Origin of the sequence: Brevibacillus sp. NPDC058079, from assembly GCF_042885155.1 — a bacterium.
GTDB lineage: Bacteria > Bacillota > Bacilli > Brevibacillales > Brevibacillaceae > Brevibacillus.
Genome location: NZ_JBHVSO010000003.1, coordinates 238,549 through 261,580 on the forward strand (window position 1 = coordinate 238,549; position 23,032 = coordinate 261,580).

General features: G+C 48.6%; 20 protein-coding genes. 3 read left to right on the plus strand and 17 right to left on the minus strand.

The annotated features are described in order from the left end of the window. Positions 1–16: 16 nt before the first annotated feature. From ACFVS2_RS11285 to ACFVS2_RS11305, 5 genes are all read right to left on the minus strand, one after another. On the minus strand, positions 17–313 hold the full coding sequence (locus ACFVS2_RS11285) for a ferredoxin family protein (protein ID WP_007726971.1): 297 nt from the start codon (positions 311–313) through the stop codon (positions 17–19). Beyond that, positions 313–1,608: an FAD-dependent oxidoreductase gene (locus tag ACFVS2_RS11290; RefSeq protein ID WP_390233811.1), complete on the minus strand. Its 1,296-nt coding sequence runs from the start codon at positions 1,606–1,608 to the stop codon at positions 313–315. The genes ACFVS2_RS11285 and ACFVS2_RS11290 overlap by 1 nt, the downstream gene beginning before the upstream one ends. Then, positions 1,601–2,623: an electron transfer flavoprotein subunit alpha/FixB family protein gene (locus tag ACFVS2_RS11295; protein ID WP_390233813.1), complete on the minus strand. Its 1,023-nt coding sequence runs from the start codon at positions 2,621–2,623 to the stop codon at positions 1,601–1,603. The genes ACFVS2_RS11290 and ACFVS2_RS11295 overlap by 8 nt, the downstream gene beginning before the upstream one ends. Further along, on the minus strand, positions 2,620–3,450 hold the full coding sequence (locus ACFVS2_RS11300) for an electron transfer flavoprotein subunit beta/FixA family protein (protein ID WP_173619025.1): 831 nt from the start codon (positions 3,448–3,450) through the stop codon (positions 2,620–2,622). Before ACFVS2_RS11300 ends, ACFVS2_RS11295 begins: the two co-directional genes overlap by 4 nt. Before the next feature lie 199 nt (positions 3,451–3,649). Further along, entirely contained in the window at positions 3,650–5,911 is a 2,262-nt protein-coding gene (locus ACFVS2_RS11305; protein WP_390233815.1) for an immune inhibitor A domain-containing protein, read from the minus strand. Positions 5,912–6,308: 397 nt separating this feature from the next. Between ACFVS2_RS11305 and ACFVS2_RS11310 the strand changes: the two genes are divergently transcribed. Both ACFVS2_RS11310 and ACFVS2_RS11315 read left to right on the plus strand, forming a co-directional pair. Next, positions 6,309–7,067, plus strand: coding sequence for a TrmB family transcriptional regulator (locus ACFVS2_RS11310; RefSeq protein ID WP_173619027.1), 759 nt, complete (start codon positions 6,309–6,311; stop codon positions 7,065–7,067). 125 nt (positions 7,068–7,192) lie between these two features. Next, a complete protein-coding gene (locus ACFVS2_RS11315; RefSeq protein WP_390233818.1) occupies positions 7,193–8,380 on the plus strand; it encodes an MFS transporter in 1,188 nt (395 codons plus the stop codon). Positions 8,381–8,456: 76 nt separating this feature from the next. Here the strand turns inward: ACFVS2_RS11315 and ACFVS2_RS11320 are convergent, their stop codons facing one another. Further along, positions 8,457–9,788, minus strand: a complete 1,332-nt coding sequence (locus tag ACFVS2_RS11320) for a sensor histidine kinase (protein WP_390233820.1) — start codon at positions 9,786–9,788, stop codon at positions 8,457–8,459. Between the two features lie 241 nt (positions 9,789–10,029). Here ACFVS2_RS11320 and ACFVS2_RS11325 point away from each other — a divergent pair, with 241 nt between their 5' ends. Further along, positions 10,030–11,214, plus strand: a complete 1,185-nt coding sequence (locus ACFVS2_RS11325) for an amidohydrolase (RefSeq protein WP_390233823.1) — start codon at positions 10,030–10,032, stop codon at positions 11,212–11,214. Positions 11,215–11,271: 57 nt separating this feature from the next. Here ACFVS2_RS11325 and ACFVS2_RS11330 read toward each other — a convergent pair whose 3' ends face one another. From ACFVS2_RS11330 to ACFVS2_RS11380, 11 genes are all read right to left on the minus strand, one after another. Beyond that, positions 11,272–12,438 carry an FAD-dependent monooxygenase gene (locus ACFVS2_RS11330; RefSeq protein ID WP_390233825.1) on the minus strand — a complete coding sequence of 389 codons (1,167 nt, stop codon included), beginning with the start codon at positions 12,436–12,438 and terminating at the stop codon, positions 11,272–11,274. A gap of 15 nt (positions 12,439–12,453) precedes the next feature. Next, complete coding sequence (cysK, locus tag ACFVS2_RS11335) at positions 12,454–13,368, minus strand: cysteine synthase A (RefSeq protein WP_390233828.1); 915 nt, start codon at positions 13,366–13,368, stop codon at positions 12,454–12,456. Between the two features lie 133 nt (positions 13,369–13,501). Next, positions 13,502–14,554: a hypothetical protein gene (locus ACFVS2_RS11340; RefSeq protein WP_390233831.1), complete on the minus strand. Its 1,053-nt coding sequence runs from the start codon at positions 14,552–14,554 to the stop codon at positions 13,502–13,504. A gap of 416 nt (positions 14,555–14,970) precedes the next feature. Continuing rightward, positions 14,971–15,957, minus strand: a complete 987-nt coding sequence (locus ACFVS2_RS11345; RefSeq protein ID WP_390233833.1) for an ROK family protein — start codon at positions 15,955–15,957, stop codon at positions 14,971–14,973. 27 nt (positions 15,958–15,984) lie between these two features. Beyond that, positions 15,985–16,809: a sugar phosphate isomerase/epimerase family protein gene (locus ACFVS2_RS11350; RefSeq protein ID WP_390233835.1), complete on the minus strand. Its 825-nt coding sequence runs from the start codon at positions 16,807–16,809 to the stop codon at positions 15,985–15,987. 5 nt (positions 16,810–16,814) lie between these two features. Then, positions 16,815–17,789, minus strand: coding sequence for a Gfo/Idh/MocA family protein (locus ACFVS2_RS11355; protein WP_390233837.1), 975 nt, complete (start codon positions 17,787–17,789; stop codon positions 16,815–16,817). A 15-nt stretch (positions 17,790–17,804) separates the two neighbouring features. Next, positions 17,805–18,779, minus strand: coding sequence for a Gfo/Idh/MocA family protein (locus ACFVS2_RS11360; RefSeq protein ID WP_390233840.1), 975 nt, complete (start codon positions 18,777–18,779; stop codon positions 17,805–17,807). 13 nt (positions 18,780–18,792) lie between these two features. Beyond that, positions 18,793–19,782 carry a Gfo/Idh/MocA family protein gene (locus ACFVS2_RS11365; protein WP_007726915.1) on the minus strand — a complete coding sequence of 330 codons (990 nt, stop codon included), beginning with the start codon at positions 19,780–19,782 and terminating at the stop codon, positions 18,793–18,795. Positions 19,783–19,812: 30 nt separating this feature from the next. Further along, on the minus strand, positions 19,813–20,655 hold the full coding sequence (locus tag ACFVS2_RS11370; RefSeq protein WP_173619037.1) for a carbohydrate ABC transporter permease: 843 nt from the start codon (positions 20,653–20,655) through the stop codon (positions 19,813–19,815). A 30-nt stretch (positions 20,656–20,685) separates the two neighbouring features. Beyond that, positions 20,686–21,645: a carbohydrate ABC transporter permease gene (locus tag ACFVS2_RS11375; protein WP_082195893.1), complete on the minus strand. Its 960-nt coding sequence runs from the start codon at positions 21,643–21,645 to the stop codon at positions 20,686–20,688. 71 nt (positions 21,646–21,716) lie between these two features. Then, complete coding sequence (locus tag ACFVS2_RS11380) at positions 21,717–22,997, minus strand: ABC transporter substrate-binding protein (RefSeq protein ID WP_390233844.1); 1,281 nt, start codon at positions 22,995–22,997, stop codon at positions 21,717–21,719. Positions 22,998–23,032 lie beyond the last annotated feature (35 nt).

The following is a 23,032-nucleotide window of genomic DNA, read 5'->3' on the forward strand; positions in this document are numbered from 1 at the left end:
CGCTCATCGCCGCCCATTACCCGAGTCTGAAAATGATTCCGTGTCCACCCTTCGGATACACCCATTTGATATTTTCGTACGGACAACCAATGCGGCAGCTCCCACATTCGTGACACCCTTCGTAACCGACGTGCATCCGCACTTCTTCCCATTTGTATACTTCCGCAGGACAGAAGATGGTACAGAGCTTATCAGGGCATTGCGTCGCACAAACATCTGCAGAGAGCACATGCAAATGTGACTCCGTATCTGCTTTGAAGCGCACAAGGTACTGTTTCTCCTCGATTGACTGGCCCTTCGGTAGATCCTGCATCACTTCATCACCCTCCACGCATTCATCAAGTCACGCGCCATTTTCCATTTGTCCTTCGCAGAGCCGAGGTCGCTCCAGATTTTCTTCTGCTTGCTCCATTTCGAGCTGCCATCAACCGTGAACATTTGACTCGCCGCTTTGTTCATCATCGGAATGTACTGTTCGATATACTGCGGGAATTTTTCAAAGTGATGCGTTGCATCCTTATACTTTTTCAAATCTTGACCGACAAAGCTGTTCAATAGATTGATTCGGTATCCGTCGAGCATTTTTTCGGAATAGTCCCCTGCCTCTTTTGCGGCCAGGATCGTTTCCGCCGCCATGACACCAGATGCCATTGCCATATTCGATCCCTCTCGATGGATCGCATTGACGAGCTGGGCAGCATCCCCTACAACAAGTACACCATTGCCGACAACTTTGGGAATGGAACGATATCCCCCCTCGGGAATCAGGTGCGCCAAGTATTCCTGCTGCTCACAACCTTGGATATACGGCCGAATCATCGGGTGATTTTTTACATAGTCCAACAACTCATACGGCTTGATCTTGTTTTTGATCAGACCTGACAGCATCGTCCCTACCCCAATGTTCAAGCTGTCCTTATTCGTATACAACCACGCCGTCCCCAAAATCCCTTTGGTCGAATCCCCGAAAATTTCAATCGTACAACCGTGATCGCCCTCTAAGTTAAAGCGATCCTCGATTATTTTGCGATCCAGCTTCAGTACTTCCATGACAGCGAGCGCTACTTCATCTGGGCGAAACTCTTTGTGGAAACCTAACGATTTCGCCAGCAAGGAGTTGACGCCGTCTGCCAGAACGACAACATCTGCGTATAGATCCCCATCCGGTCGATCTGTTTTGACACCGACTACCTTGCCATTTTCAACAATGCACTGCAAAGCAACGGTCTCATTGAGTAAAAGTGCTCCCTGCTGTACAGCTTTATCTGCAAACCATTGGTCAAATTTCGCTCGCAACACCGTGAAATTGTTATAGGGCTCCTGGGCCCACTCCATGCCCTTATAACTGAAATTGATGGCTGATTCCTTATCGAGCATCATGAACCGCTGCTCAACGATCGGCCGTTCAACAGGCGCCTCCTTGTAAAATTCGGGAATGATGTCTTCCATCGTTTTGCGATACAAAACACCTCCCATGACGTTTTTGGAACCCGGATATTCCCCGCGCTCCATCAACAGTACATTTACACCCGCCTTGGCAAGCGTATAAGCACAAGCCGTTCCAGCCGGACCTGCTCCGACAATGATTACATCAAATTTCTCAGCCATACGTTACCTCCTTGTCCGGCTCCTTTTGGAATGCTTCAATGAGCATTGGCACAATTTCAAAAGCATCACCGACAATACCGTAGTGACAAGACTGGAAGATGAGTGCATTCGGATCTTTATTGATGGCAATGATCAATCCCGAGTTGCGCATACCGACCAAATGCTGAATAGCTCCCGATATGCCGATGGCAAAGTATATTTTGGGTGTGACAGTCACTCCCGTCTGTCCTACCTGATGTTCATGACCGATCCAGCCTGCTTCCACCGCATCTCTGCTGGCCCCGACCGTTGCCCCGATTCGTTCTGCGAAGCGATGAATAAGCGCAAAGCCTTCCTTGCTTCCGAGTCCCTTGCCACCAGCGACGATCACATCAGCCTCATCCAGCCGCACCTTTTCCTTCGTCTCCCGGACGATTTTCAGTACTTTTGTGCGAATGTCTTCTTCACGCAGCTCCATGCTTTCATCAATGATTTCTCCTGTACGTGACTCGTCTGGCTCAAGCGCTTTCATGACTTTCGGGCGAACGGTCGCCATTTGCGGGCGATGTTTTTTGCACAAAATCGTTGCCATGATGTTACCGCCAAACGCTGGACGGCTTGCCTCCAATAAGCCTGTCTCCGCGTTCACATCGAGCATGGTTGTGTCAGCGGTCAGCCCTGTCTCCAAGTCCGTCGCGACAGCGCTCGCCAAATCTTTTCCGGTTGAAGTCGCCCCATACAAGATGATTTCCGGCTTGTGCTTTTGGACACATTCGATAACTGCTCGCATGTAGGACTCTGTTCGGTAATCATGAAAAATCTTGTGATCGTATACATACACTTGGTCCGCACCGTATGGAAACGCCGTGTGGGCCAACTCCTTGATTCCATCTCCGATTAACAAGCCAGCAAGCGGCACGTCTCGCTTGTCAGCCATTTGTCTACCCGCCCCCAGCAGCTCGAGTGACACAGGCGCGATTCGGCCGTCACTCACCTCTAAAAACACCCAGATGCCACGAAAATCATCCAGATTCATATCTGCTCCTCCTTCACCCGAAACAGTCGCTGTTTATCGTGCAAAATTTCCATCAAGCGCGCGATTTGCTCGCTAACGCTTCCTTCGAGCATTTCGCCACCCTTTGGCTTCTCTGGGGGCCAAACTTTTGCAACGATAGTAGGAGAGCCCTTCAGACCTAACTGCGTCCGATCGATATCCCCCAAGTCATCGACGGACCAGACAACGGGATTATATCTAGCAGCTCGAAGCATGTTGGGCAGCGGAGAATAAGGTACCTCGTTAATCTCCTTCTCCACGGAAAACAAGCAAGGCAAGGTCGACTGAATGACTTCATAACCATCCTCCAGCTTTCGATGCACGATGGCGTAACCTTGTTCTTTGTTTATCTCCACTACTTTTTTCACACACGTAAGCGGCGGAATATCCAACCTTCTGGCGACACCTGGTCCGACTTGTCCCGTATCACCGTCGATAGTCATCTTCCCGCAAATGACGAGGTCGACTGGCTGGCTTTCTGCAATCTTCTCAATGGCTTTGGTAATTGCATAGCTGGTTGCCAATGTATCTGCTCCGGCAAATGCGCGATCCGTTACCAGATAGCCTGCGTCTGCTCCGATCTCGATACATTTCCGAATAGCCTTCACCGCTGGCGGAGGTCCCATGGTGACGACAGAGACCACACCCCCATATCGATTTTTCAACCGAACGGCTTCCTCCACCGCATGTGCATCATACGGGTTGAGGATGGCTGGTGCACTGGCGCGATCCATCGTATTCGTCTTCGGATTCATCTTGATGATTTTGGTGTCCGGCACCTGCTTAATGCAAGCAATAATATGCAGCATGATTGATCCCCCCTTGCTGCCGAGCGCGATACCTATGCCTGTACAAAAGGTTGCCTTTCTTACGCGCAATCAGATCAGGCAGCTTGTCGTTCATTGTTATAGCCTATTTCGATGCAGCCGAGCTTAGACCAGTTATCATAGAAACGAAAAAGACGCCAAACATCAGCTTGGCGCTGTGTGGCGTCTTTTGGCTTATTCATTATTTTTTATCAATAGAGAACTCAACCGAAGCTTCCGTAAACTTTTTGTCTACTTTTTTCAGCTTAATTTGCAAACCAATTTGCTGCAGGATTTTTCCGACTTCCGGTACTTCCGGCATCGAGAAGTCATCACTGTCGTCAAACTCCTTAACGCCTTTCAACGGCTCATATTCCATCGTTCCATAGATGTAATCCAGATCCATACCGGATGTTTTGTTCGGGCTAAACGCAGCATCGTTCACCTGATAGCGGGAGTCTGCAATTGCGTTTTTGTTACCCTCATCATTGTTCCAGTAACGTACTTCTTGATGGGCATCTACTACACCGAGTAAGCCGTAGCCTGGATGCTGGCTCGTATTGTTATCACGTGTTCTTTCGTAGCGACCATCAAAGTACCAGATCACCATACCTGGATCATACGTGAAGAAGGAGTCGTTACGGCGGAAGTGCTTCAGTCCAGCGTCAATTCCTTCGTGAGAGCGCAGCTCAACCAGGTAGTACGCATCGTACATTTTACCTTTTCCATCGAAGTGGACGAAGCCATCCAATTTGAACTTCTTCTCACCCTCTGCATCATCCGCGAAGATGACTTGTCCATCTGCCTCTACTTCAAAGTTATCGAGATAGAAGCCGTCCAATACGAAAGCAACGTCTGTCACATAGTTAAACTCAACTTGCACTTTTTTGCCGACAAACTCATTCAGGCTGATTTCTTCTTTGTCCCAGCCATTTGTTACATCATCGAATTTCTGTACTTCTTTTTTCTCACCTGTATCCGCATCAATCACATTGACGGACAGGTAGTCATAACCTTCCTCAATGCTTCTCCATGAATCGAATTTCATCGTTGCGGAGCTGACCCCAGTCAAATCGATCACATCGGAAGTCATTTTGGTGTTAAGTTTGTTGCCTTCATCCGAGAAGTATGCGTATCCACCATCTTTTGGCTCAACCGGCGGTTTCTTTTCAACTTTCGGCATATTCAGCTTAACGACTTTTCCGCTTTTCTCGGTGCTGCTCGCATCGATGAGCGGAACCGTTCTCTTGCGTTTTTCTACATCCTTGTAGTCCAGAACAGTCGGAGCAATCCAGTTGCCGCCAAACATTTGTTGCAGAACCATTTTGGACCAAGGATCAAGGCCAGTAGGTTCCGTTTGGAAGACTTTACCTGTATGGCTACCAGACGACATGAGAGACCAAGCACCTACTGGAGAATCTTTTCCTTTTCTTGACGTGTCATACAAGTCTGGCAAACCGAGATTGTGTCCATATTCGTGAGTGAATACACCTGGTGCGCCATCTTCAGGCTGGATCATGTAATCAAACGCTTTGAGGCTTGTGCCTGGAATATCCACTGGTTTTTTCAAGGTCCAACGGTGAGACCAGATCGCATCTGGGTCTTCCCCTGTCTCTTCTCCGATCCCTGCATGAACGAGCATGAGGTTGTCCAAATTGCCATCCGGCTCCATCAGGTCTCCATCACCATCGATGTCATACGGATCGCGCTGATCATACAATTCCTCTTTCCCAGCAATGGATTCCCCAACTGCCTCAAGCGTCTCGATTACCAGATCGCGCGGATTGGAATCGTCACCGGCCTTGGAGTTTCCTCCATAATACTTGTAGCCATTCTCTGCCATTTGCCAAGGCGTTACCACACCGTCAACCGTCCAAGATCTTCCCGATTGCAGATAGAAGTATTTCGCCATTGTTGTCATGCCGATTCCTTCAGGAGTTTCGTACCCCTTCTGATCAAACAGCATCTCTTTGTAGTGCTTTTCGTTGAAGTCTTCCGTCCAAAGCGAATCACTCACTTTTGGTAACTGGTTATGCTCCCGGTCAGGGAACTCAATAAGAGCGACAACAATGTTATCGGTATGTAGACGTTTGGAAGAGCGCACTTCATCGCCGTCCTCCATCTCAGCCACTTTCTGCACAGCATCAGCCAATGCTGCCTGCTGTCCTCTGCTCGCTTCCTTACCGTAAGAGGACGTTTCATCAACGCCGTGCGGTACTTTTTTGTCTTCGAAGTACTCGAGCAACGCCTCGTCAATCTCTTCCTGATCGGCGTCTTCATCAATGATTCCTTGCTCTATTAACCCTTTAATCAGTCGATCCAGGTTAACAGTGGACAAGTCTACTTGCAGATCATGCTTGTCCTCTTTTGATTTGGCCAAACCAGCTGTAGGTGCAGCCACAAAAGTACTGAGCACGAGTGAGGAGGAAAATAAAACGGATAAGAGCTTTTTGCCTTTCTTCACTACGGTTCACCCTCTTTTTCTATCTATTTGTGATGCATCGGAAAAATCAGACCCCCAATTCCGACTATTCATAATTATTGCGTGATACGTAATTTTTGCCAAATTCTTTTCTTCGACAAAAAATACTTCCCGTTCAAAAGAAATTTCTTAATAAGGCTATCGAACTAGTTACAATACGTGCCGAATTTTCGGCGATTCATTTATTCACGGGGTATCAGTTCGATATATTATCATCGTGTCTACTGTCTAAAGGCCTATAGAAATTTAGCGAATTTTGTCGAAAAAGCTCGATATTTTTCTATCATTTATTTCTTTCGCCCCCCTCTCTTTCTTGCAAAACAATTCATTTATCGGTACGATCGAATAAAAATGCTCGTGTTTTCCATGGAGGATTTTGATGCTGCAAACATTTGGTTTTTCTCTGTATGAGAGTAAAGTTTATGAAGCGTTGGCGTCTAGCGGCGAGCCTCTCGATGCAGCAATGGTCGTGAAGCATTCGGGGGTGCCAAAGGCAAAAATTTACGAGGTGTTGAATCGTCTGGTAGAAAAGGGGATGGTCCTTGACACCGTATCAGAAAAGAAAAAGCGGTATACAGCCCTTCCTTTGGACAGCCTGGTAGAAAAGCTGACCCGCCAATTTCAAACAGACGTCAAAAAATTGACCAGCTCCCTTTCTCATAAAACCGTACGCGATGACCGGGTCTGGAGCCTGAAGGTTAATGAATCGATCCGCGCTGAATGCAAACAATTGATCCAACGAGCAACACGGTCTATTCGCATCTCTGCCTGGTCCGATGATTTTTTGGAGTATGTACCCCTACTGGAGATGAAAGAAAAAGAAGGGTTGGAGATCGAAGCCTTGGTCATCGGGCAGATTAACACCAAGCTCTCCTGTGTTCATTCCTTTATCCCTGTGCAAGAGCATCAAGGCTTGGAGCGCTATCAGCTAATCGTAGCGGACCAAGATGAAATGATTTTTGCAGGCGAGGAGGACACGGGCTGGCATGCGATCAAGACACGCGGTCAACCGTTCGTCAAATTTTTTGCCGATTCTTTCTACCATGATGTCGCGCTGACAAAAATCACCCAAAAATATGTGGATCAACTGTTTGACGATGAAGAAATCCGCAAGATGATCATCCGCCTCCGATACTGACAATACCTGGACTTTGGCTTTTGGCCAGAGTCTTTTTTATTTGTATGGAGAAATTTGTAGTTGCACAGCACAAAAAAGGTTACTATTATGGTAGTAACCTTTTTATTTGGAGAGGAGCTATTGTTTTGAATCCACGTGTCTTCATCTTAGCGATTGCTACCTTTGTTGTAGGTACGGTGGAATTGATTATCGGTGGTACGCTCGATCTGATTGCTCGTGATCTTCAGGTATCGATTAGCGCTGCCGGACAATTGATTACCATATTCTCCCTTGCATTTGCCATTGCCGCTCCTCTGCTCCTACATGTTACAAGGCGTGTCGAGCGCAAAAAGCTATACATGTATGCATTAGCGGCCTTTTTCCTAAGTAATGTGCTCGCGGCACTTAGTCCGAGCTACGCTGTATTAATGACGGCACGCATCTTGAGCGCAGCAAGCAGTTCCATCCTGATTGTGCTGTCGATTACCATTGCGACAAGTCTTGTGGAACCTGCTTATCGCGGCCGTGCCATTGGCGTTATTTTCATGGGGATTAGCGGTTCGCTCGTACTCGGCGTCCCTGTCGGATTGGCTCTGGGGAATGCCTTCGGATGGCGTGCCCCGTTTTGGCTAATTGCGGCTCTGAGTATCGTCGCGATGATTTTTATCCTCTTGTTTTTGCCAAAAGTACAAACTGCACCGCCCATTCCGCTGCGTGATCAAATGACTACCCTCCGTAGCGGCAAGCTATTCAGCGCATTGTTTATCGTCTTGTTAATGTTGACAGGGCACTTGACTCTGTACGCATACTTTACCCCTTATCTTCAAACAACGATGAATGTGGACGCAACGACACTGAGCTGGATTTATCTCTTGTTCGGGCTTGCTGCCGTTGCAGGCGGTGGTATTGGCGGTTGGATCTCAGACAAATGGGGAGCAACCAAGAGCATTCTGTTCATCATTCCAGTGTTTGGCTTGATCATGTGTGTCTTGCCGTTTTTTGCAGGCTCTCTTTATTTGTTCTTGCCGATCATGGTCATCTGGAGTGCGCTTAGCTGGGCTATTTCGCCAGCACAGCAAAACTATTTGATCTCCTGCTCACCTGCTACCGCAGACATTCAATTAAGCTTGAATACTTCTGCCCAGCATTTAGGTATCGCCCTTGGCTCTCTGGCTGGCGGTCTCGTCGTCGAGCGGTCATCTGTCATCTACACGCCTTGGGTTGGAGCCGTGTTCGTCCTGCTTTCGTTCGGGTTTGCCTTCTACTCGATCTCACGTCCATTTCAAGCACAGGAGAGCCAAGTAGCACAGCCTGCGCCAGGACAAAATGCATAGTGACTCGCAAAAGCAAAAAGCCGTCAAATCATTGACGGCTTTTTCTTATCATCCTAGAATCGTTTTCGTTACGAGCCTATTTCACTGGCAACCGGACGGTAAATCTCGTGATTCCCCGCTCGGACCAAACCTCAATTTTCCCCTTGTACTTGTGAACAACTGAATCTACGATCGTCAGACCCGTTCCACGAGAGCCACATTTTTTCTCTGTTTTCGTTGTATAGCCATTCTCGAAAATACGTGCACGTTGTTCTGGCGATATTTCCGGTCCTGTATTTTCCACTCGGAAAATAACGTGTTCTTCATCACAACAAAAATAAATGCTGATTCGTTTCTCCCCATCCGCTAACTCCGCCGCTTCAATCGCATTATCAATAAGATTCGATAAAATTTTGATCAGATCAATGGATGGAATGCTATCGAGTGGATCAGAACATTCTTCAAATTGCATCACGATTTGTTTGGATTTAGCCTGCTCCCATTTGGTGTGAAGCAATACCATTAAGGCAGGGTTCGCAAACCTCACGGTGAGGTCCAGAAGCTTGGTTTCCTTCAGCAACGACTGCACGTAATCTCGTGCTTTTGGATAATATCCGCATTCGATCAAACCGTAGAGCACTTGCATGTGATTGACGAAATCATGGCGTATGGAGCGCATCGAACAAATGACTGAGCGCAATTCATCCTGATAGGTTTCTTCCGTCTCGCCAACTGCTGCCTTGATGGCGCGTTGGTACCAGCGTTCCATGCAAAGAACCAGGAAGATGAGTACGACGACAAACAAACCTTGAATCGCAAAAACAGGAATGCTGCTACGAACGACATCATTTCCAATGTCCTCGATGATGGCTACGTCCGTATCTACTCCGATGATTCCGATGATTCTTCCTTCTCTATCTCTAAGCGGCGCACCCGCAGACATGTAGACCCCGTAATTTGGATCTCTGATAATATCTGAGTAGTACGCTGATGATCCTTCGTAAATCATTTGAATGTGCTCAGAAGATAGAACAATAGGCATACCGATATCAAAATTTTGCTGCGCACTTGGAGGTCTTGCGACGATCATCGCGCGACCACTCTGCCTGTCTTCATTGACTTGAATCGTGTATAAATACAGCAGACCGAACTGCTCACGCGCTAGATTCAATTGCTGTTCGATTCGTTTATAGGCGGGCGTCTCTTTTACCGGATTTCGTAAAAACTCCTGATACGCGTCAACATCTAGACTGTCTGCTACCGTAGAAGCAGCTTTCATGCTTTGATTCGCAATGGAGAGTCGGACGGATTGAATCGTATTGAAATAGGAAATCGCGATGCTTACACAAGTCAAGATCAAAACAAGGATGCCAGAAACGAGCATAATGATTAGAACTCTAGGATTTTTTGGTTGTATTGGACTCGTCATAATCTCCTCAATCCATCTGTTCAAAAAGTCGTCTTTTGATTACGCAGTTGTACTAAAAACACGACTTTTTGAACATGTCTCTCTAATATTCTAGAGATTTCTACTGAAAATGTCTACATAATATGAATTTAGCTTCATTATACTTCTCGAAATCATACATTGAAATATGATTCGGAATATTTTTATAATAAGACGAATACGAAATACCAATCTCTTTCCCTAGGAAAAAGGAGTGGGTTCGATGGAAGAAAAATGGTTTGCCCGACTGCAGGAGATTTATCCAGAGCTTGTTTCATTCAGACGTGATTTGCATATGTATCCCGAGCTTTCCTTTCAGGAGGAAAACACAGCGAAGAAAGTTGCGGACAAGCTGGCTTCTTTTGGTATAGAAGTACAAACCGGTGTCGGCGGCATGGGTGTTGTCGGTCTCTTGAGGGGTGGAAAGCCAGGAAAAACAGTTGCGTTGCGCGCTGACTTCGATGCCTTGCCCATTCAAGATGAAAAAGAAGTACCGTACAAGTCCCGCATTCCAGGCGTTATGCATGCCTGCGGTCACGATATACATACCTCCGGACTTTTGGGAGTCGCACAAGTGTTGAGCGAGTTCCGTGATGAGCTCCCAGGAAATGTGGTATTCCTGCATCAGTTCGCGGAAGAGCTGCCACCTGGTGGCGCCAAAGCCATGGTAGAGGCGGGTTGCCTCGAAGGAGTCGATGTCGTGTATGGCGCGCATGTCGCCTCCGAGCTTCCCGTAGGCACTGTCGGGATTGGTCATGGCTACATTACGGCAGCAGCAGATAGCTTCGAGATCGTCTTGTACGGAAAAGGCGGACACGGTGCTTATCCTCATACCTCCGTTGATCCAATCGTATTGGGAAGTCAGGTTGTCATGAATTTGCAGCAGATTGCCAGCCGTCAGGTAGATCCGCTGAAACAAGTCGTTTTGTCTGTTTGCTCCTTCGTGGGCGGGGGCGAGGCGTTCAACGTCATCCCTGATCAAGTAAGGCTAAAGGGCACAGTCCGTACGTATGACGAGGAAGTGAGAGTCGCGGTCGAGCAATCTCTGAAACGCATCGTGGAAGCCAGCTGCCAGGCCGTAGACGCTACTTGCGAAATCATGTACCAACGCGGCTACCCAGCTACTTGGAACGATGAGACAGAGACTCCGCTGTTTGTAGCAGAAGCCAAACGTATTTTTGGTGAGGAGCGCGTTTTGAAAATCCCACCTGGCATGGGCGGAGAGGATTTTGCTTACTTTGCCCAAGAGCGCCCCGCTACCTTCTTCATGGTCGGTGGACGCAACCCGGAGATTCAGGCGACGTATCCGCATCACCATCCCAAATTCGATGTCGATGAGCGCTCCATGATTCAAACCGGTCAGTTATTCATTGCAGCGTTGCTTGCCTATCAGGCACGTCATCAATAATCAAACAAAGTTGAAAGGCAAGGGCCTCTTGTCCCTTGCCTTTTTTCTGCGCCATATTCACACCTCGTGTCCAACAATCCAGTCCAGTCTTCTGCTCTGGATACGGGCAGGGATCGTTTTTAGCATAAAATGACGAGCCGCGATGGCCAACGGATTTTCCCATTGGGTGACTGCCCCCATCAAGCGGGAACCTTTCACAATCGCATTCGCCCGCTTCTTCCGTAGCTCTTCATACATGTGCAAAGCATAAGCCGAGTCTGTATGATCTGCCACTGCCAAGCATCTGGCCAGCACGAGTGCGTCTTCCATTCCCTGACCCGCTCCTTGCCCCAGATTTGGTAGCATCGGATGTGCCGCATCGCCCACTAATGTAACCCGGCCCTGACTCCATCTCCTGAGTGGTGCACGGTCGTATATATCATGCCGCAAGATGGCTACATCCTCTGTCGCCTCAATCACTGCACGTACTGGCTCATACCAGCCATCCAGTCGGCGCAACGTCTCTCGCTTCCGGCCCAGCGGCCCATCTTTTTCTCCCTCAGGTGCATTGATGGCGGCAAACCAATGTATTCGATTGTTGCCAATATGGGAAAACCCGAAACGAATCCCCCTGCCCCATGCTTCAAAGCCTCCTCCTGATTCCAGCGGATAACGAGGGTCTTGGTAAGTAGCAATCCCGCGAATCGCCGTGTACCCGGAGTATCTCATAGACTCTTCACCGAACAGGCTCTTCCGCACACAAGAGTGAATCCCGTCCGCTCCGATCAGAATCGTTCCATGTGTACTTGACCCGTCTGCAAAAGCGGCATAAACCCTTCCTTCTTCTTGAGAAAAAGAAACGAACTGCTTGCCGAGAACCAATTCATGCGTCGAGATTTTCGCCAAAAGAGCCTGCTGTAGATCAGCCCGATGAATTAAGTAGCTATCAGCCCCGTACCGTTCTGCTTGTTCCGCGACAGGCAGCTCGACTAACAAATTTCCCTTCCAGTCGCGAATTCGTGCTGAACGGACAGCTGCCCCAAGCTCGCGTACTTCCTGTCCAACTCCCAGCTTATCCAATGCCTTCATCGCATTGGCAGCCAAAACGATTCCAGCACCGATGCCTTTATGCTCCTTTGCCTGCTCATAAAGCGTCACTTGCCAACCCTTTTGCTTCAAGGCAAGCGCCGATGCAAGCCCGCTCAAGCCTGCCCCGATGATCAGCGCGTGTTTTTCGTTGCTCATCGCCTTTTCTCCTAATTAGAAAAGATTCATACTCAAATACCGCTCCCCCGTGTCAGGCGCAATGCAAACGACCCGCTTACCCACTCCCAGCCTTTTGGCAATCATGATGGCAGCAAAGACCGAGGCACCCGATGAAGGCCCGACGAGAATCCCTTCCAACGCTGCAAGCTGCCGCATGCTTTGTAGGGCGTCTTCGTCTGCGATTTGAATGATTTCATTATAAATGCTTGTATTGAGGATTTGTGGAACAAAACCAGGGCTCGTGCCGACCAGTTTATGTGGACCAGGCTTTCCGCCAGACAGAACCGGGGAGCCTTTTGGTTCGACGACAGCGATATACAGCTCCGGGAGCTTTTCCCGCAACGCTTCGCCTGTTCCGGTAATCGTTCCCCCCGTCCCCGCTGTGGCGACAAACGCATCCAGTCGACCATTCGTTTGCGTAAAAATTTCCTCAGCTGTCGTCGTTCGATGGATGTCCGGGTTTGCCTGATTCTCGAATTGCTGAGGTATAAAGCTGCGTGGAATCTCTTTTTGCAGCTCTTGCGCTTTGGCTATTGCCCCCGGCATCCTCAGCTCGCTCGGAGTCAAGACAACCTCTGCCCCATACGCTTTCAAAATATTGATCCGTTCCTTCGACATATTGTCAGGCATGACCAAAATCGCGCGATAGCCTTTTGCTGCGGCATTCATCGCCAAGCCGATTCCGGTATTTCCGCTCGTCGGCTCTATGATCGTATCCCCCGGTTGAATCAGTCCTGCTTGCTCAGCCGTCAAAATCAGATTGTAGGCAGCGCGGTCTTTCACACTCCCGGATGGATTGAATTTCTCCAACTTCACAAAAACTTCTGCTGCTCCTTCAGGAACCATGCGCCTCAGTCGAACAATCGGCGTATTTCCAATCAATTCGGTAATGTTCTGGTAGACGCTCATCGTACTCCTCCTGGAAAATTTGCCTTATGATTATCTCTTAGTAATACTATAAGAATAATACAATTTTTTCGACCTGAAAACGATAAGGGTGCTCAAATGGGAAAAAGCTCTCGAATGAGAGCCTTGTTCCTGTCTAAAAACCATACTTTTCTTTTGTCTGATTCAGTACATTCACCGCTTGTTGATACAGGCTGTTCGCAGTTTCTTTCACTTTTGCTTGTCCGCTTTTGTCTACCGAGCCTTGGCGCTGCTTCGCCTCCGCAATTGAATCAGTCGCCGTCTTGACTGCCGCATGGATTGCTTTTTCCCGTTTCTCGGCATCCGGCACGCTCGCTTTGATTTCCGCCCATATCGTTTGGATATTCTTCATATCGGTCTCCATGATGGCGATCATTTCCTGCATGTTTTTGTTTTTATCCTGGATCGAACCATCCATGGTGTTCATCCCATCGACCAACACCTTCATACTGCCCAGCGTTCCTTGCATGACCTCGAATTCCATTTTGCTCAAGCCTGGCTGCGTCGAATAGGTCCGAATCTCTTCCAACAGTCTTTGTAGCTCCGCTATTTGATCATTTGAAAACTGCGCTTCATCCGTAAATTGCAGCTCGTCCAAATACTTTGCCGTTTCAATCAGATCAGCCTCTAGCTTCCCTGTCTGTTCTACTTTTTTGGCGAAGTCGACACGCGCTGCTTCTTTGACTCTTTGTTCTGCTACTTCTTTCTTTTTTACTTCTGCTTCCTCGTTGATGCGCTTGGTTAATGTCGCCAACTTGCTCTCGAACGCGCTTTTGTTTGTAGCAACAAGACTCGTCAGTCCCTTATTTTCTTCCATAAGCAGCCCGTCAAATTGGAGCTCGTCACCATTCACTGTGCCGATGATATCCTGGCCAGTTGCCGGATTTTTGAGGGTCAGCTGCTTCCCATCCATAGTTCCCTCCAGCAAGATCGACTCGGTTTTTAGAACAGGGATGCTGTCTTCCGTTTCGACGATAGAATCTGTCATTTCTACGTTTACTTTCTCGTTAGTTACCGTGACACTCGTGTATAGCATGCGTGTATCGTCTTCGTACAAATACCCTTCCGCCAGTGTCACAGGACCAAAGAAACGATAGCCTGCGTAACCCAGCAATGCGACGATGACCAGAGCCATGACGATCATGATGCTTTTGTTTTTTCCTTTCATGCTGCGACCCCTTTACCCACAAATTCTATTACGTTTGACCTGTTTTTCCTGCCAAAACGTGCCATAGTATTATGATACATGAATCGCGCTGGAAAACCCTATGAGTCTAAAGGCCAAAACACTCATTAAAAGTACGTGTTCCCAAAATCGTGACTAAAATCGAGGGTTTGACCTTCTTCGATTGTAATGGTAGAGACCTGATATTTCTTATCCATTAGACTCAACGATAAAAAATCATCCCATTTTTGTAGCACTATTCCCCTCCGTCAGTCTCTCTATCAAGTTATGTGAAGATTTTCCAATCAATATTTTACCAATAGATAGAATCTAGGTCTAGGCTCCTATGACTCGCACTGTCCACGGAACAGGAAAAAGCCGATGTCTACCAAACATCGGCTTCTCGTACTTTCGTTTCGTTATACCTCAACCATTTCACGCTCGGACGGATAATACATGCCTGCAGCACCGAGCACCCCTGCTTCCGCTCCAATTGTCGTCATCTGGAGGCTCACTTGGTTTGCCATCCTAGAGATGGAGCGCTCGCGAATGACGTTCTTTGCTTCCGCAAGCAGCAACTGTCCGTTCTTCATCACACCGCCACCAATGACGATCACCTGCGGATTGAACAGATGGATCAGATTGGTCAGTCCGACCCCGAGATAATAACCTGCTTCCTTCATCAAGGTCATGCTGAGCAAATCGCCCCGAATCGCTGCCTCTCCGACCTCTCTAGCCGTTATCCTGCTCAGGTCATTCCCATTTTCAACGAGCAACGAGCTTGTAACACCCTGTAGTAGCTGTTCCCTAGCTCTACTTGCCAAAGCCAGCCCAGACGTGTAATTTTCCAGGCACCCTCTATTCCCGCACACGCACAACGGTCCTTCGGGATCAAGCGAAATATGCCCGAACTCCCCGGCACTATCGCCAACACCTGTAATCAGCCGTCCTCCACTGATAATGCCAGCACCAACACCCGTACTGACCGTTACATAGATCAAGTCTTTCGTACCTCGTGCACTTCCAAACGCCCATTCTGCTACCGCTGCTGCATTGGCATCATTGATCAATTGCACAGCTACGCCAAACCGCTCCTGAAGTATCGCGCCAATCGGCACATCGCTCCAGTTTAGATTGCTCGCAAAGATGACCATTTGGCGCTGCGTATCAATAATTCCCGCAGTTGCAATCCCGATCCCGCGAATGCGAGAGAGATTGATTCCGCTATCGTCTAGGACAGTCTGCACCAAATCACCGATGCGTCCGATGACTGTCTGAGCTGCCTCTTCTGTTTGGGTCGCTGCGTTCGCCTGCCTGAGGATGTTGCCATGCTGGTCGACGATCGCGGCTATGATTTTTGTACCACCCAGATCAATCCCGATGGCATATGGTTTGTCTTGATTCATCTTCCGCTTCACATCCTTGTTGTCCATTCACGATTGAAAAATGGCGTCCAACGCTTGGGACGTATGCGCGATCAATTGCTCAGGCAACTGGCTGTATGGCGAGATTTCCGGGATGATGTAGCCTTCATACCCGATCTCACGCAACGCTTCCACCACGCGGTTCCATGGGATATCGCCAGCGAGCAGCGGCACGAAACCTGTGATGTTGCCTGTCGACGTCTTGAAATCTTTGACGTGAATAGCTTGGATTCTCTTACCCAAAATGCGAATCCATTGCTCAGGAAAACCGAATTGCAGCACGTTGCCTACATCAAAATAAGCGCCTACCCAAGGACTGTCTACTTCATCGATCAAGCGGGCCATCTCCAGTGGACTGAGCAAAAACTTGTTCCACACGTTTTCTACTCCGATGTATACCTGATGCTGCTCCGCCTTTTTCGCCAAGTGCTGCAATGCTTCACGCGCCCGCTCGTAGGCCTTATCATACGACACCTCAGCCGTTACGAGACCTGGGACGACGAGAACGGTCCGTGAGCCAAAAATACTTGCCGCCTCTATCATTTTCTCGACAACGCGAATACCTTGCTCGCGGATCGCTTCCTCATTGTGTGTCAACGGATATTTCCATAAAAGGGCAGTAGAAACGCTTGGCAGCTCCAAACCGAGCTCACGAGCCTCGTCTGCCAGCCCCTTCCATTCCTGCTCTGTCATCTCTAGATGAAAGGGTGCATCTCCCTCCTCCAAATTCAGTTCTACCCCTTGATAGCCATGCGCTTTCGCCTGGCGAAACATTTCTTGTACGCTCGTTTCCTTTGGGAAGCACCAAGCATTGATTCCCTTTTGAAAAGCCATGCGCCTCACTCCCCTTTTCTCAAAATAGTGACAGGCTTTCCTTCTTGTGCCGACTGATTCGCTGCCAATGTTACTTCTAGCGTCTTTCTCGCTGATTCATAAGGCGACAGAATCAAGCTGCGATCCCCTGTCAAAATCGCTGTAATAAACGCTCGATCTTGCTCCACGTACATATCCACTGTGCTCTCTTGAGTACGTGCTCCCTGCTCATCCATGATCGCTAATTGCTTCCCGTCAATCATGACGCGGAAATCTTTACCCAAGATTTCTACATTTGTACGGTGATCCTGCTGGATGAAGCACGTATCCAGATGTCCTAGCGCCCCTGACTGAAACACCATACTGATGGATGTCACGTCTGGAATATCGATGTTTGGAATGTCACGCGAGGCGAGCAAGGCCATCTGCGCATAGACCTTCTCGATATCTCCGGCCAAATACCGCATCATGTCCAATGTATGTGTCGCCTGCTCGACAAGCTGTCCGCCTGACTTGCCCATTTCCCTCCACCAAGGTGTCGTGACGAACTTAGTCAAATAATGGCCACGAACGAGTGCAATCGACTTGCCTTCCAAGTACGCTTTTGCTTCCTGCACGATATCTAGATAGCGTAGGCAATAGCCAGTCGCGGTGATAATCCCTGCCTTTTCAATCGCTGCTTGCTTTTCGTTCACTTTCTGTATGTCCAGCCCAATTGGCTTTTCCACAAACAGATGAATGCCTTTCGCCGCCGCCGTTTCCTCAATCTCTTCATGCGCAAAAGGTGGGACGCACACAAACAAAGCATCCAGCTTTTCTGCCTCTACTAGCTCACGCCAAGAGGTGTAGCCATGCGCACCAATGCGCTCAGCAGTCTCTGCAGCCGCCTCTTGGTTCACGTCGCACACCGCAACGACCTTTACCCTTTCGTCCGTCAATAAGCCTTTCAGATGATGCTGCCCGATTCCACCTACGCCGATCATGCCTACACGTACACTCATGCGTCATTCACCGTCCTAGCGTAATACGACTGGTTGCTTCTGTTCAGCAGATTGATAAGCTGCGAGTGCTACTTCCACAGCTCGCAAGCCGTCTTCACCCGTAATCGACGGCGCTTTCTTTTCACGTACGCTGGTGACGAAATCTTTGACCAATTGACTGTCCATGTCATCGCCCCAGTTGACCCACTTCAAGCCTTTTTCATTGGAATAGACATCCAGCTTTTGAGAAAAAGCGTCGAGCGAAATCGTGCCTTCTGTCCCGATGATTTCCATCGTCACGTCGCCCCATGTTGGGAAGGCTTTGTTGCGAGACCAGCTGCAATCGAGTGTAGCAAATACCCCATTCTCAAATTCCATGGTCAAAATGCCGCAATCATCAATCGGCGTATCGGAAAACTTGCTGTCTACCTCCGCGTAAACCTCACGCACTTCAGAGTCCATGAACCAGCGCATCAAATCAACAACGTGAACCGTGTGATCGATCACTGCGCCTCCGCCGGATTTTTCCCGATCGACGAACCAACCACCAGGATTTTGTCCACGGTTCGTACCCCGGATCGCCATGATACGTCCGACCTTGCCTTGCTCCACCAATTGCTTTGCTCGAACAACAGCCGGATGGAATCGCACTGGGAATGCCGTCTGCAAAATAACGCCCTGCTCGCGGCAAAAGTCGATCATCTCTTGAGCAGCCTCTGCTGTTGTCGCCAGCGGTTTTTCGCACAAGATGTGCTTGCCAGCCTTCGCTGCCGCTAACGTATGCTCTTGGTGCTTGGCGTTTTCCGAGGTGACGATGACCGCATCGATATCCGTTGCGAGCAGCTCGTGATAATCGGAGAAGAACGGAACACCAAACTTTTCAGCCGCCGCCTTTCCGCGTACTTCATCCTCATCTGCTACTCCGACCAATTGAACCCCATCTACTTTCGCAATCGCATTTGCATAGCTGTATGCATGCATATGTGCAACACTGATGATTCCGAGTTTCATGTCTAGTCCCCTCCTACACCAAAGTTACGGGTTTACCCGTTTCGATTGACACAAGCGCAGCACGAGCGATTTCTACCGCTTTCACGGCGTCTTCTGCCGTCACGAGTGGCTCCAGATCACGGTCGATGCACTCGATAAAATGCTTCAATTCTCTAAAATACGGGTTTTCACGCAACGGACTCTCCGGAACTGCGACTCCGCTCATGCCTGCTTGCTTCGAGCGATTAACCGCCACGAGCGGTTTTTCCTTCGAGCTGTCGTAGGAAATGATGCCTTCCTTCCCTGCCAGCTCCATTTTCATCGCGAAGCCTTCGTGTGCCCACGAGCCTTCCACATGTGCAATCATGCCGTTCTTGAAGCGAAGCGTAACCAGTGCGTAATCCATCCGGGCAAAACCTCGACCAAGCAAGCCTTTCGCGTATACACGCTCCACATCCCCGAAGCACCAACGCAAAAAGTCAAAATCATGAATGATCATATCTAATACAAGGCTGCCACTGTTTTTGTAGTCCGCGTACCAGTCGTTCCACGCTGTCGGGAAAATACCACCACGGAACGTACGTGCCACACCAACGTTACCAATCGCACCATCATTAACCAGCTGACGGGACTTTTCGTATTCCGGGAAGAATCGCAGGACGTGTCCAACGAACAGCTTGACGTTCTTCTCCCGGCAATAATCAACGATAAAACGAGCCTCTTCCTTATCACGAGCCAACGGCTTTTCGCAAATGACATGCTTGCCTGCATCCGCAGCCTTTTTCACATAAGTCTTATGAAGGTACGTAGGCAAACACACGTCTACGATGTCGACCTGCGCCAATTTTTCCATAGCCTCTTCATAGCTTTCAAACCATTCTGTTTTTGTCTCTGCTGCCAGCTCTTTTCCTCTCTCGCTGCGGATATCGACGATCCCGACCAGCTTGACGTTTTCCATGGCAGCATACGATTTCGCGTGAACAGTCCCCATGGTTCCTGCTCCGATTACCAGAACATGATGCATAATGGTTTCACTCCTTTTTTTGAACTTGTACTATTTGGACCCAGTTAGGGTAATTCCCTCGACAAAATGCTTCTGCAAGAAAATAAAGACGATGATCATCGGCCAAATGGCAAGAACGGAGCCCGCCATCAAAATCGGGTAATTCGTCAAATTGGTGTGCTCGCCCGTCAAGTACGCCAAACCAGCGGAGAGCGGCATTTTATCAGGCGTGCTGTTGACGATCAGCGGCCACATTAGGTCGTTCCAAGACCACAACGCTACGAAAATGGCGAGTGCGATCAAGCCGGGCCTCGCCAGCGGCAGCATAATTCTCCAGTAAATCTGAAAATGGTTGCAGCCATCGAGCTTCGCCGCTTCTTCCAGTTCTTTTGGCAGCGACATGAAAAACTGGCGCAGAAGAAACGTTCCAAATGCACTAAACAATCCTGGTACAATCAATGCTGTCAACGTATTCAGCCAGCCAAGCTCTTTCATGATCATAAATTGCGGAAGCAGAAACACCTGACCTGGCACCATCAAAACGGTCAAGAACAAGATGAACAAGGCGTTTCGCCCTGGAAATTCAATTCGCGCGAATGCGTATGCCGCAAGCGAGCAAAGGAATACTTGTCCGACTACCTTCGCCGCGGTTGTGATCACGGTATTCCAATAAAAGTCCAAGAAGGGCAGCATCTCAAAAATATGGGTGTAATTCTCCCATTGATACTTGGTCGGCAAAATGACTGGAGGCACCTGTGTCGATTCGCCTAGTGACTTGAGAGAAGTGAGGACCATCCAGACGAATGGCGCAATCATCACGAGAGCACCTGCAATCAACAGCAGATGAATCAACAGCTTCTTGCCCATTTTGTTCCGACTCGTATAAACACTCATTCCATATCCCTCCCGTCTGTTCAGCTTTGATTAATCATAGTGAACCCATTTTTTCTGCAACTTCATTTGAATAGCAGTGACGATCAGGATCATCACCAGAAGCACGACAGCAACTGCGGCCGCATAGCCACCGTTCCCTGATTCAAATCCATTCGTAAAGAACAAGTACGCCATCGTCTGCGTTTGCTCAGTCGCCGGATTGCCCATTTTGCTTCCGAGCATCAGATAAATCAGGTCAAATACTTGAAAAGCCCCAATCAAGGAAGTGATACTGACGAAAAAGATCGATGGAGTCAACAGCGGCAACGTAATCTTGAAAAACATACGAACCGGTCCCGCTCCGTCAATTTCTGCTGCTTCGTAATAGCTTCTCGGGATCCCTTGCAATCCGGCCAGAAAAATCACCATGTTGTATCCGATGGAGCTCCAAACGGCAACGATAATCACCGCATACAAAGCAATGGCGGGATCAGATATCCAGCGTGGGCCCTCAATGCCTACCAAGCCCAGCAAATAATTGATCAGACCGTAGTCAGCGTTGTACAACCATCTCCACACCATCGCCACCGCTGCCGCCATCGTCACAACGGGCAGGAAGTACAGGGTGCGATAAATCGTAATACCCTTAATTTTCTGATTAAGCAGCACAGCGATAAAAATGGAGATAGCGATACCGACAGGAACTGCGATCACTGTATAAATCAGCGTGTTTTTCAGCGCGATCCACAAGTAAGGGTCCTTGAACAACAACTCGTAATTATGTAAGCCAGCCCACTTGTACTTGCCGAATCCTCCCCATTTGGTAAAGCTCAAATAAATGGTTTGTACGATCGGCCATAAGTAGAAGACACCCAACCCGATCAGTGTGGGAGCAATCATGAGATACGCCCAGAACCAATCACTTCTCTTCATGCGATTCAACGATTTTTTCGTTTTTGGCTGGACGGCGGCGTGCATTTCAGGCTGCAACTGGCTGCTCATCGCATTCATTCCCTCCTTACATAAGCTTTTCAAAAAAGGATGGCCTCGTCCATGATGCGAAGCCATCCATCATGGAGCTTTTATTCTTGGCTAAGCATTTCGTTCATTTTTTGTGCGAGCTCTTTGGAAGCATCCTCTACGCTCATTTGACCAGCCCAAGCCTTGGTCATGAGCTCTGTTTCCAGCTTGGCCCATTTTGCTGTGTCCTTCGAGATCGGATATGGTTTTGCTGCAGCTGCCTGATCAATAAAAATTTTCAGATTAAAGTTCGGCATGGATTGTACCCATGTATCCTGTGTTCCGTTAAATGCCGGAATCGCAGCACCCGATTTTGCCAGGATTTCTGCCCCTTCTTTCGAGCCCAAAAATTTCACGAATTCCCATGCTTCCTTCGGATGTTTGGTATTAGCCGAAATCACGTTGCCCAGGCCGTGAATGACGCTTGTGTTCTCTTTCCCTTTTGGAAGATACGTCACGTCCACTTTGTCCTTTGTATACTCATTCTTATTAAAAGCGGATGCCATCCATGATCCGTTGTACATCATCGCGATCTTGCCTGATTCAAACAGCTGTGTTGCCTCTGTTTCGGACAATTGCGCTGCTGTTGGGGATGATTTTTCGTTGATCAGGTCTGTCCAAAACTTGAGGCCTTCGATCGTTTCCGGTTTGTCATAGCCGGACGTTTTCTTGTCTTCCGAAATGATATAGCCACCGCTTTGATAGATCGTGTTATAGAAGCCGTCTTGTCCATAAGGAGGTGCTGCAATTCCCCAAACGCCTTTTTTCTCATCAGTCAGTTGCTTTGCTGCTTCCTTCAGCTTGTTCCAATCCCAGGTTTCGTCTGGATATGGTACTTTTGCGTCATCAAACAACTTCTTGTTGTACCAAAGGCCAATGGTGTCGAAGTCTTTCGGTAGCGCGTAGTTTTGTCCATCGTAGGTGTAGAGATCAACGAGAGCTTTCGGATAATTGTTCAGATCGATGCTATCTGCCTTAATTTGATCTGTAAGCGGCAAGAGCATGTCATTCGCTGCGTATTTAATAATACGTGGACCATTAATCCAAAAAATGTCTGGCAAGGTGCCACCCGTTGCGGCTGCCTCCATCTTTGTCCAGTATTGCTTGTTAGGCGTTAGCTCGATTTTGATGTCCACGTTCGGATTCTTTTCGTTAAACTTTTTCGCGATTTCCTCCATCGCAGGCAATTGGTTTTTGTCCCACAGTGCATATGTGAGCGTTACCTTTTCGCCTGAAGCAGCACTGCCAGTCGTTCCAGCTGGTGCGGAGCTCTGTCCGCCGCCCGAACATCCTGCCACTGCTACCAAGAGAGCAGCCATTGCAATCGAAACCAACTTCTTCATCAGAAATCCCTCCTCGATTTACGTTCTCCTCTTTT

Bases quoted from the DNA above. Each gene is read 5' to 3' on its own strand.
- ACFVS2_RS11340 (WP_390233831.1), bottom strand. From the start codon at position 14,554: ATGAAAGGAAAAAACAAAAGCATCATGATCGTCATGGCTCTGGTCATC.
- ACFVS2_RS11360 (WP_390233840.1), bottom strand. From the start codon at position 18,779: ATGAAACTCGGAATCATCAGTGTTGCACATATGCATGCATACAGCTAT.
- ACFVS2_RS11290 (WP_390233811.1), bottom strand. From the start codon at position 1,608: ATGGCTGAGAAATTTGATGTAATCATTGTCGGAGCAGGTCCGGCTGGA.
- ACFVS2_RS11365 (WP_007726915.1), bottom strand. From the start codon at position 19,782: ATGCATCATGTTCTGGTAATCGGAGCAGGAACCATGGGGACTGTTCAC.
- ACFVS2_RS11375 (WP_082195893.1), bottom strand. From the start codon at position 21,645: ATGAATGCGATGAGCAGCCAGTTGCAGCCTGAAATGCACGCCGCCGTC.
- ACFVS2_RS11345 (WP_390233833.1), bottom strand. From the start codon at position 15,957: ATGAATCAAGACAAACCATATGCCATCGGGATTGATCTGGGTGGTACA.
- ACFVS2_RS11300 (WP_173619025.1), bottom strand. From the start codon at position 3,450: ATGCTGCATATTATTGCTTGCATTAAGCAGGTGCCGGACACCAAAATC.
- ACFVS2_RS11380 (WP_390233844.1), bottom strand. From the start codon at position 22,997: ATGAAGAAGTTGGTTTCGATTGCAATGGCTGCTCTCTTGGTAGCAGTG.
- ACFVS2_RS11350 (WP_390233835.1), bottom strand. From the start codon at position 16,809: ATGGCTTTTCAAAAGGGAATCAATGCTTGGTGCTTCCCAAAGGAAACG.
- ACFVS2_RS11285 (WP_007726971.1), bottom strand. From the start codon at position 313: ATGCAGGATCTACCGAAGGGCCAGTCAATCGAGGAGAAACAGTACCTT.
- ACFVS2_RS11355 (WP_390233837.1), bottom strand. From the start codon at position 17,789: ATGAGTGTACGTGTAGGCATGATCGGCGTAGGTGGAATCGGGCAGCAT.
- ACFVS2_RS11325 (WP_390233823.1), top strand. From the start codon at position 10,030: ATGGAAGAAAAATGGTTTGCCCGACTGCAGGAGATTTATCCAGAGCTT.
- ACFVS2_RS11370 (WP_173619037.1), bottom strand. From the start codon at position 20,655: ATGAGTGTTTATACGAGTCGGAACAAAATGGGCAAGAAGCTGTTGATT.
- ACFVS2_RS11320 (WP_390233820.1), bottom strand. From the start codon at position 9,788: ATGACGAGTCCAATACAACCAAAAAATCCTAGAGTTCTAATCATTATG.
- ACFVS2_RS11330 (WP_390233825.1), bottom strand. From the start codon at position 12,438: ATGAGCAACGAAAAACACGCGCTGATCATCGGGGCAGGCTTGAGCGGG.
- cysK (WP_390233828.1), bottom strand. From the start codon at position 13,368: ATGAGCGTCTACCAGAACATTACCGAATTGATTGGAAATACGCCGATT.
- ACFVS2_RS11295 (WP_390233813.1), bottom strand. From the start codon at position 2,623: ATGAATCTGGATGATTTTCGTGGCATCTGGGTGTTTTTAGAGGTGAGT.
- ACFVS2_RS11310 (WP_173619027.1), top strand. From the start codon at position 6,309: ATGCTGCAAACATTTGGTTTTTCTCTGTATGAGAGTAAAGTTTATGAA.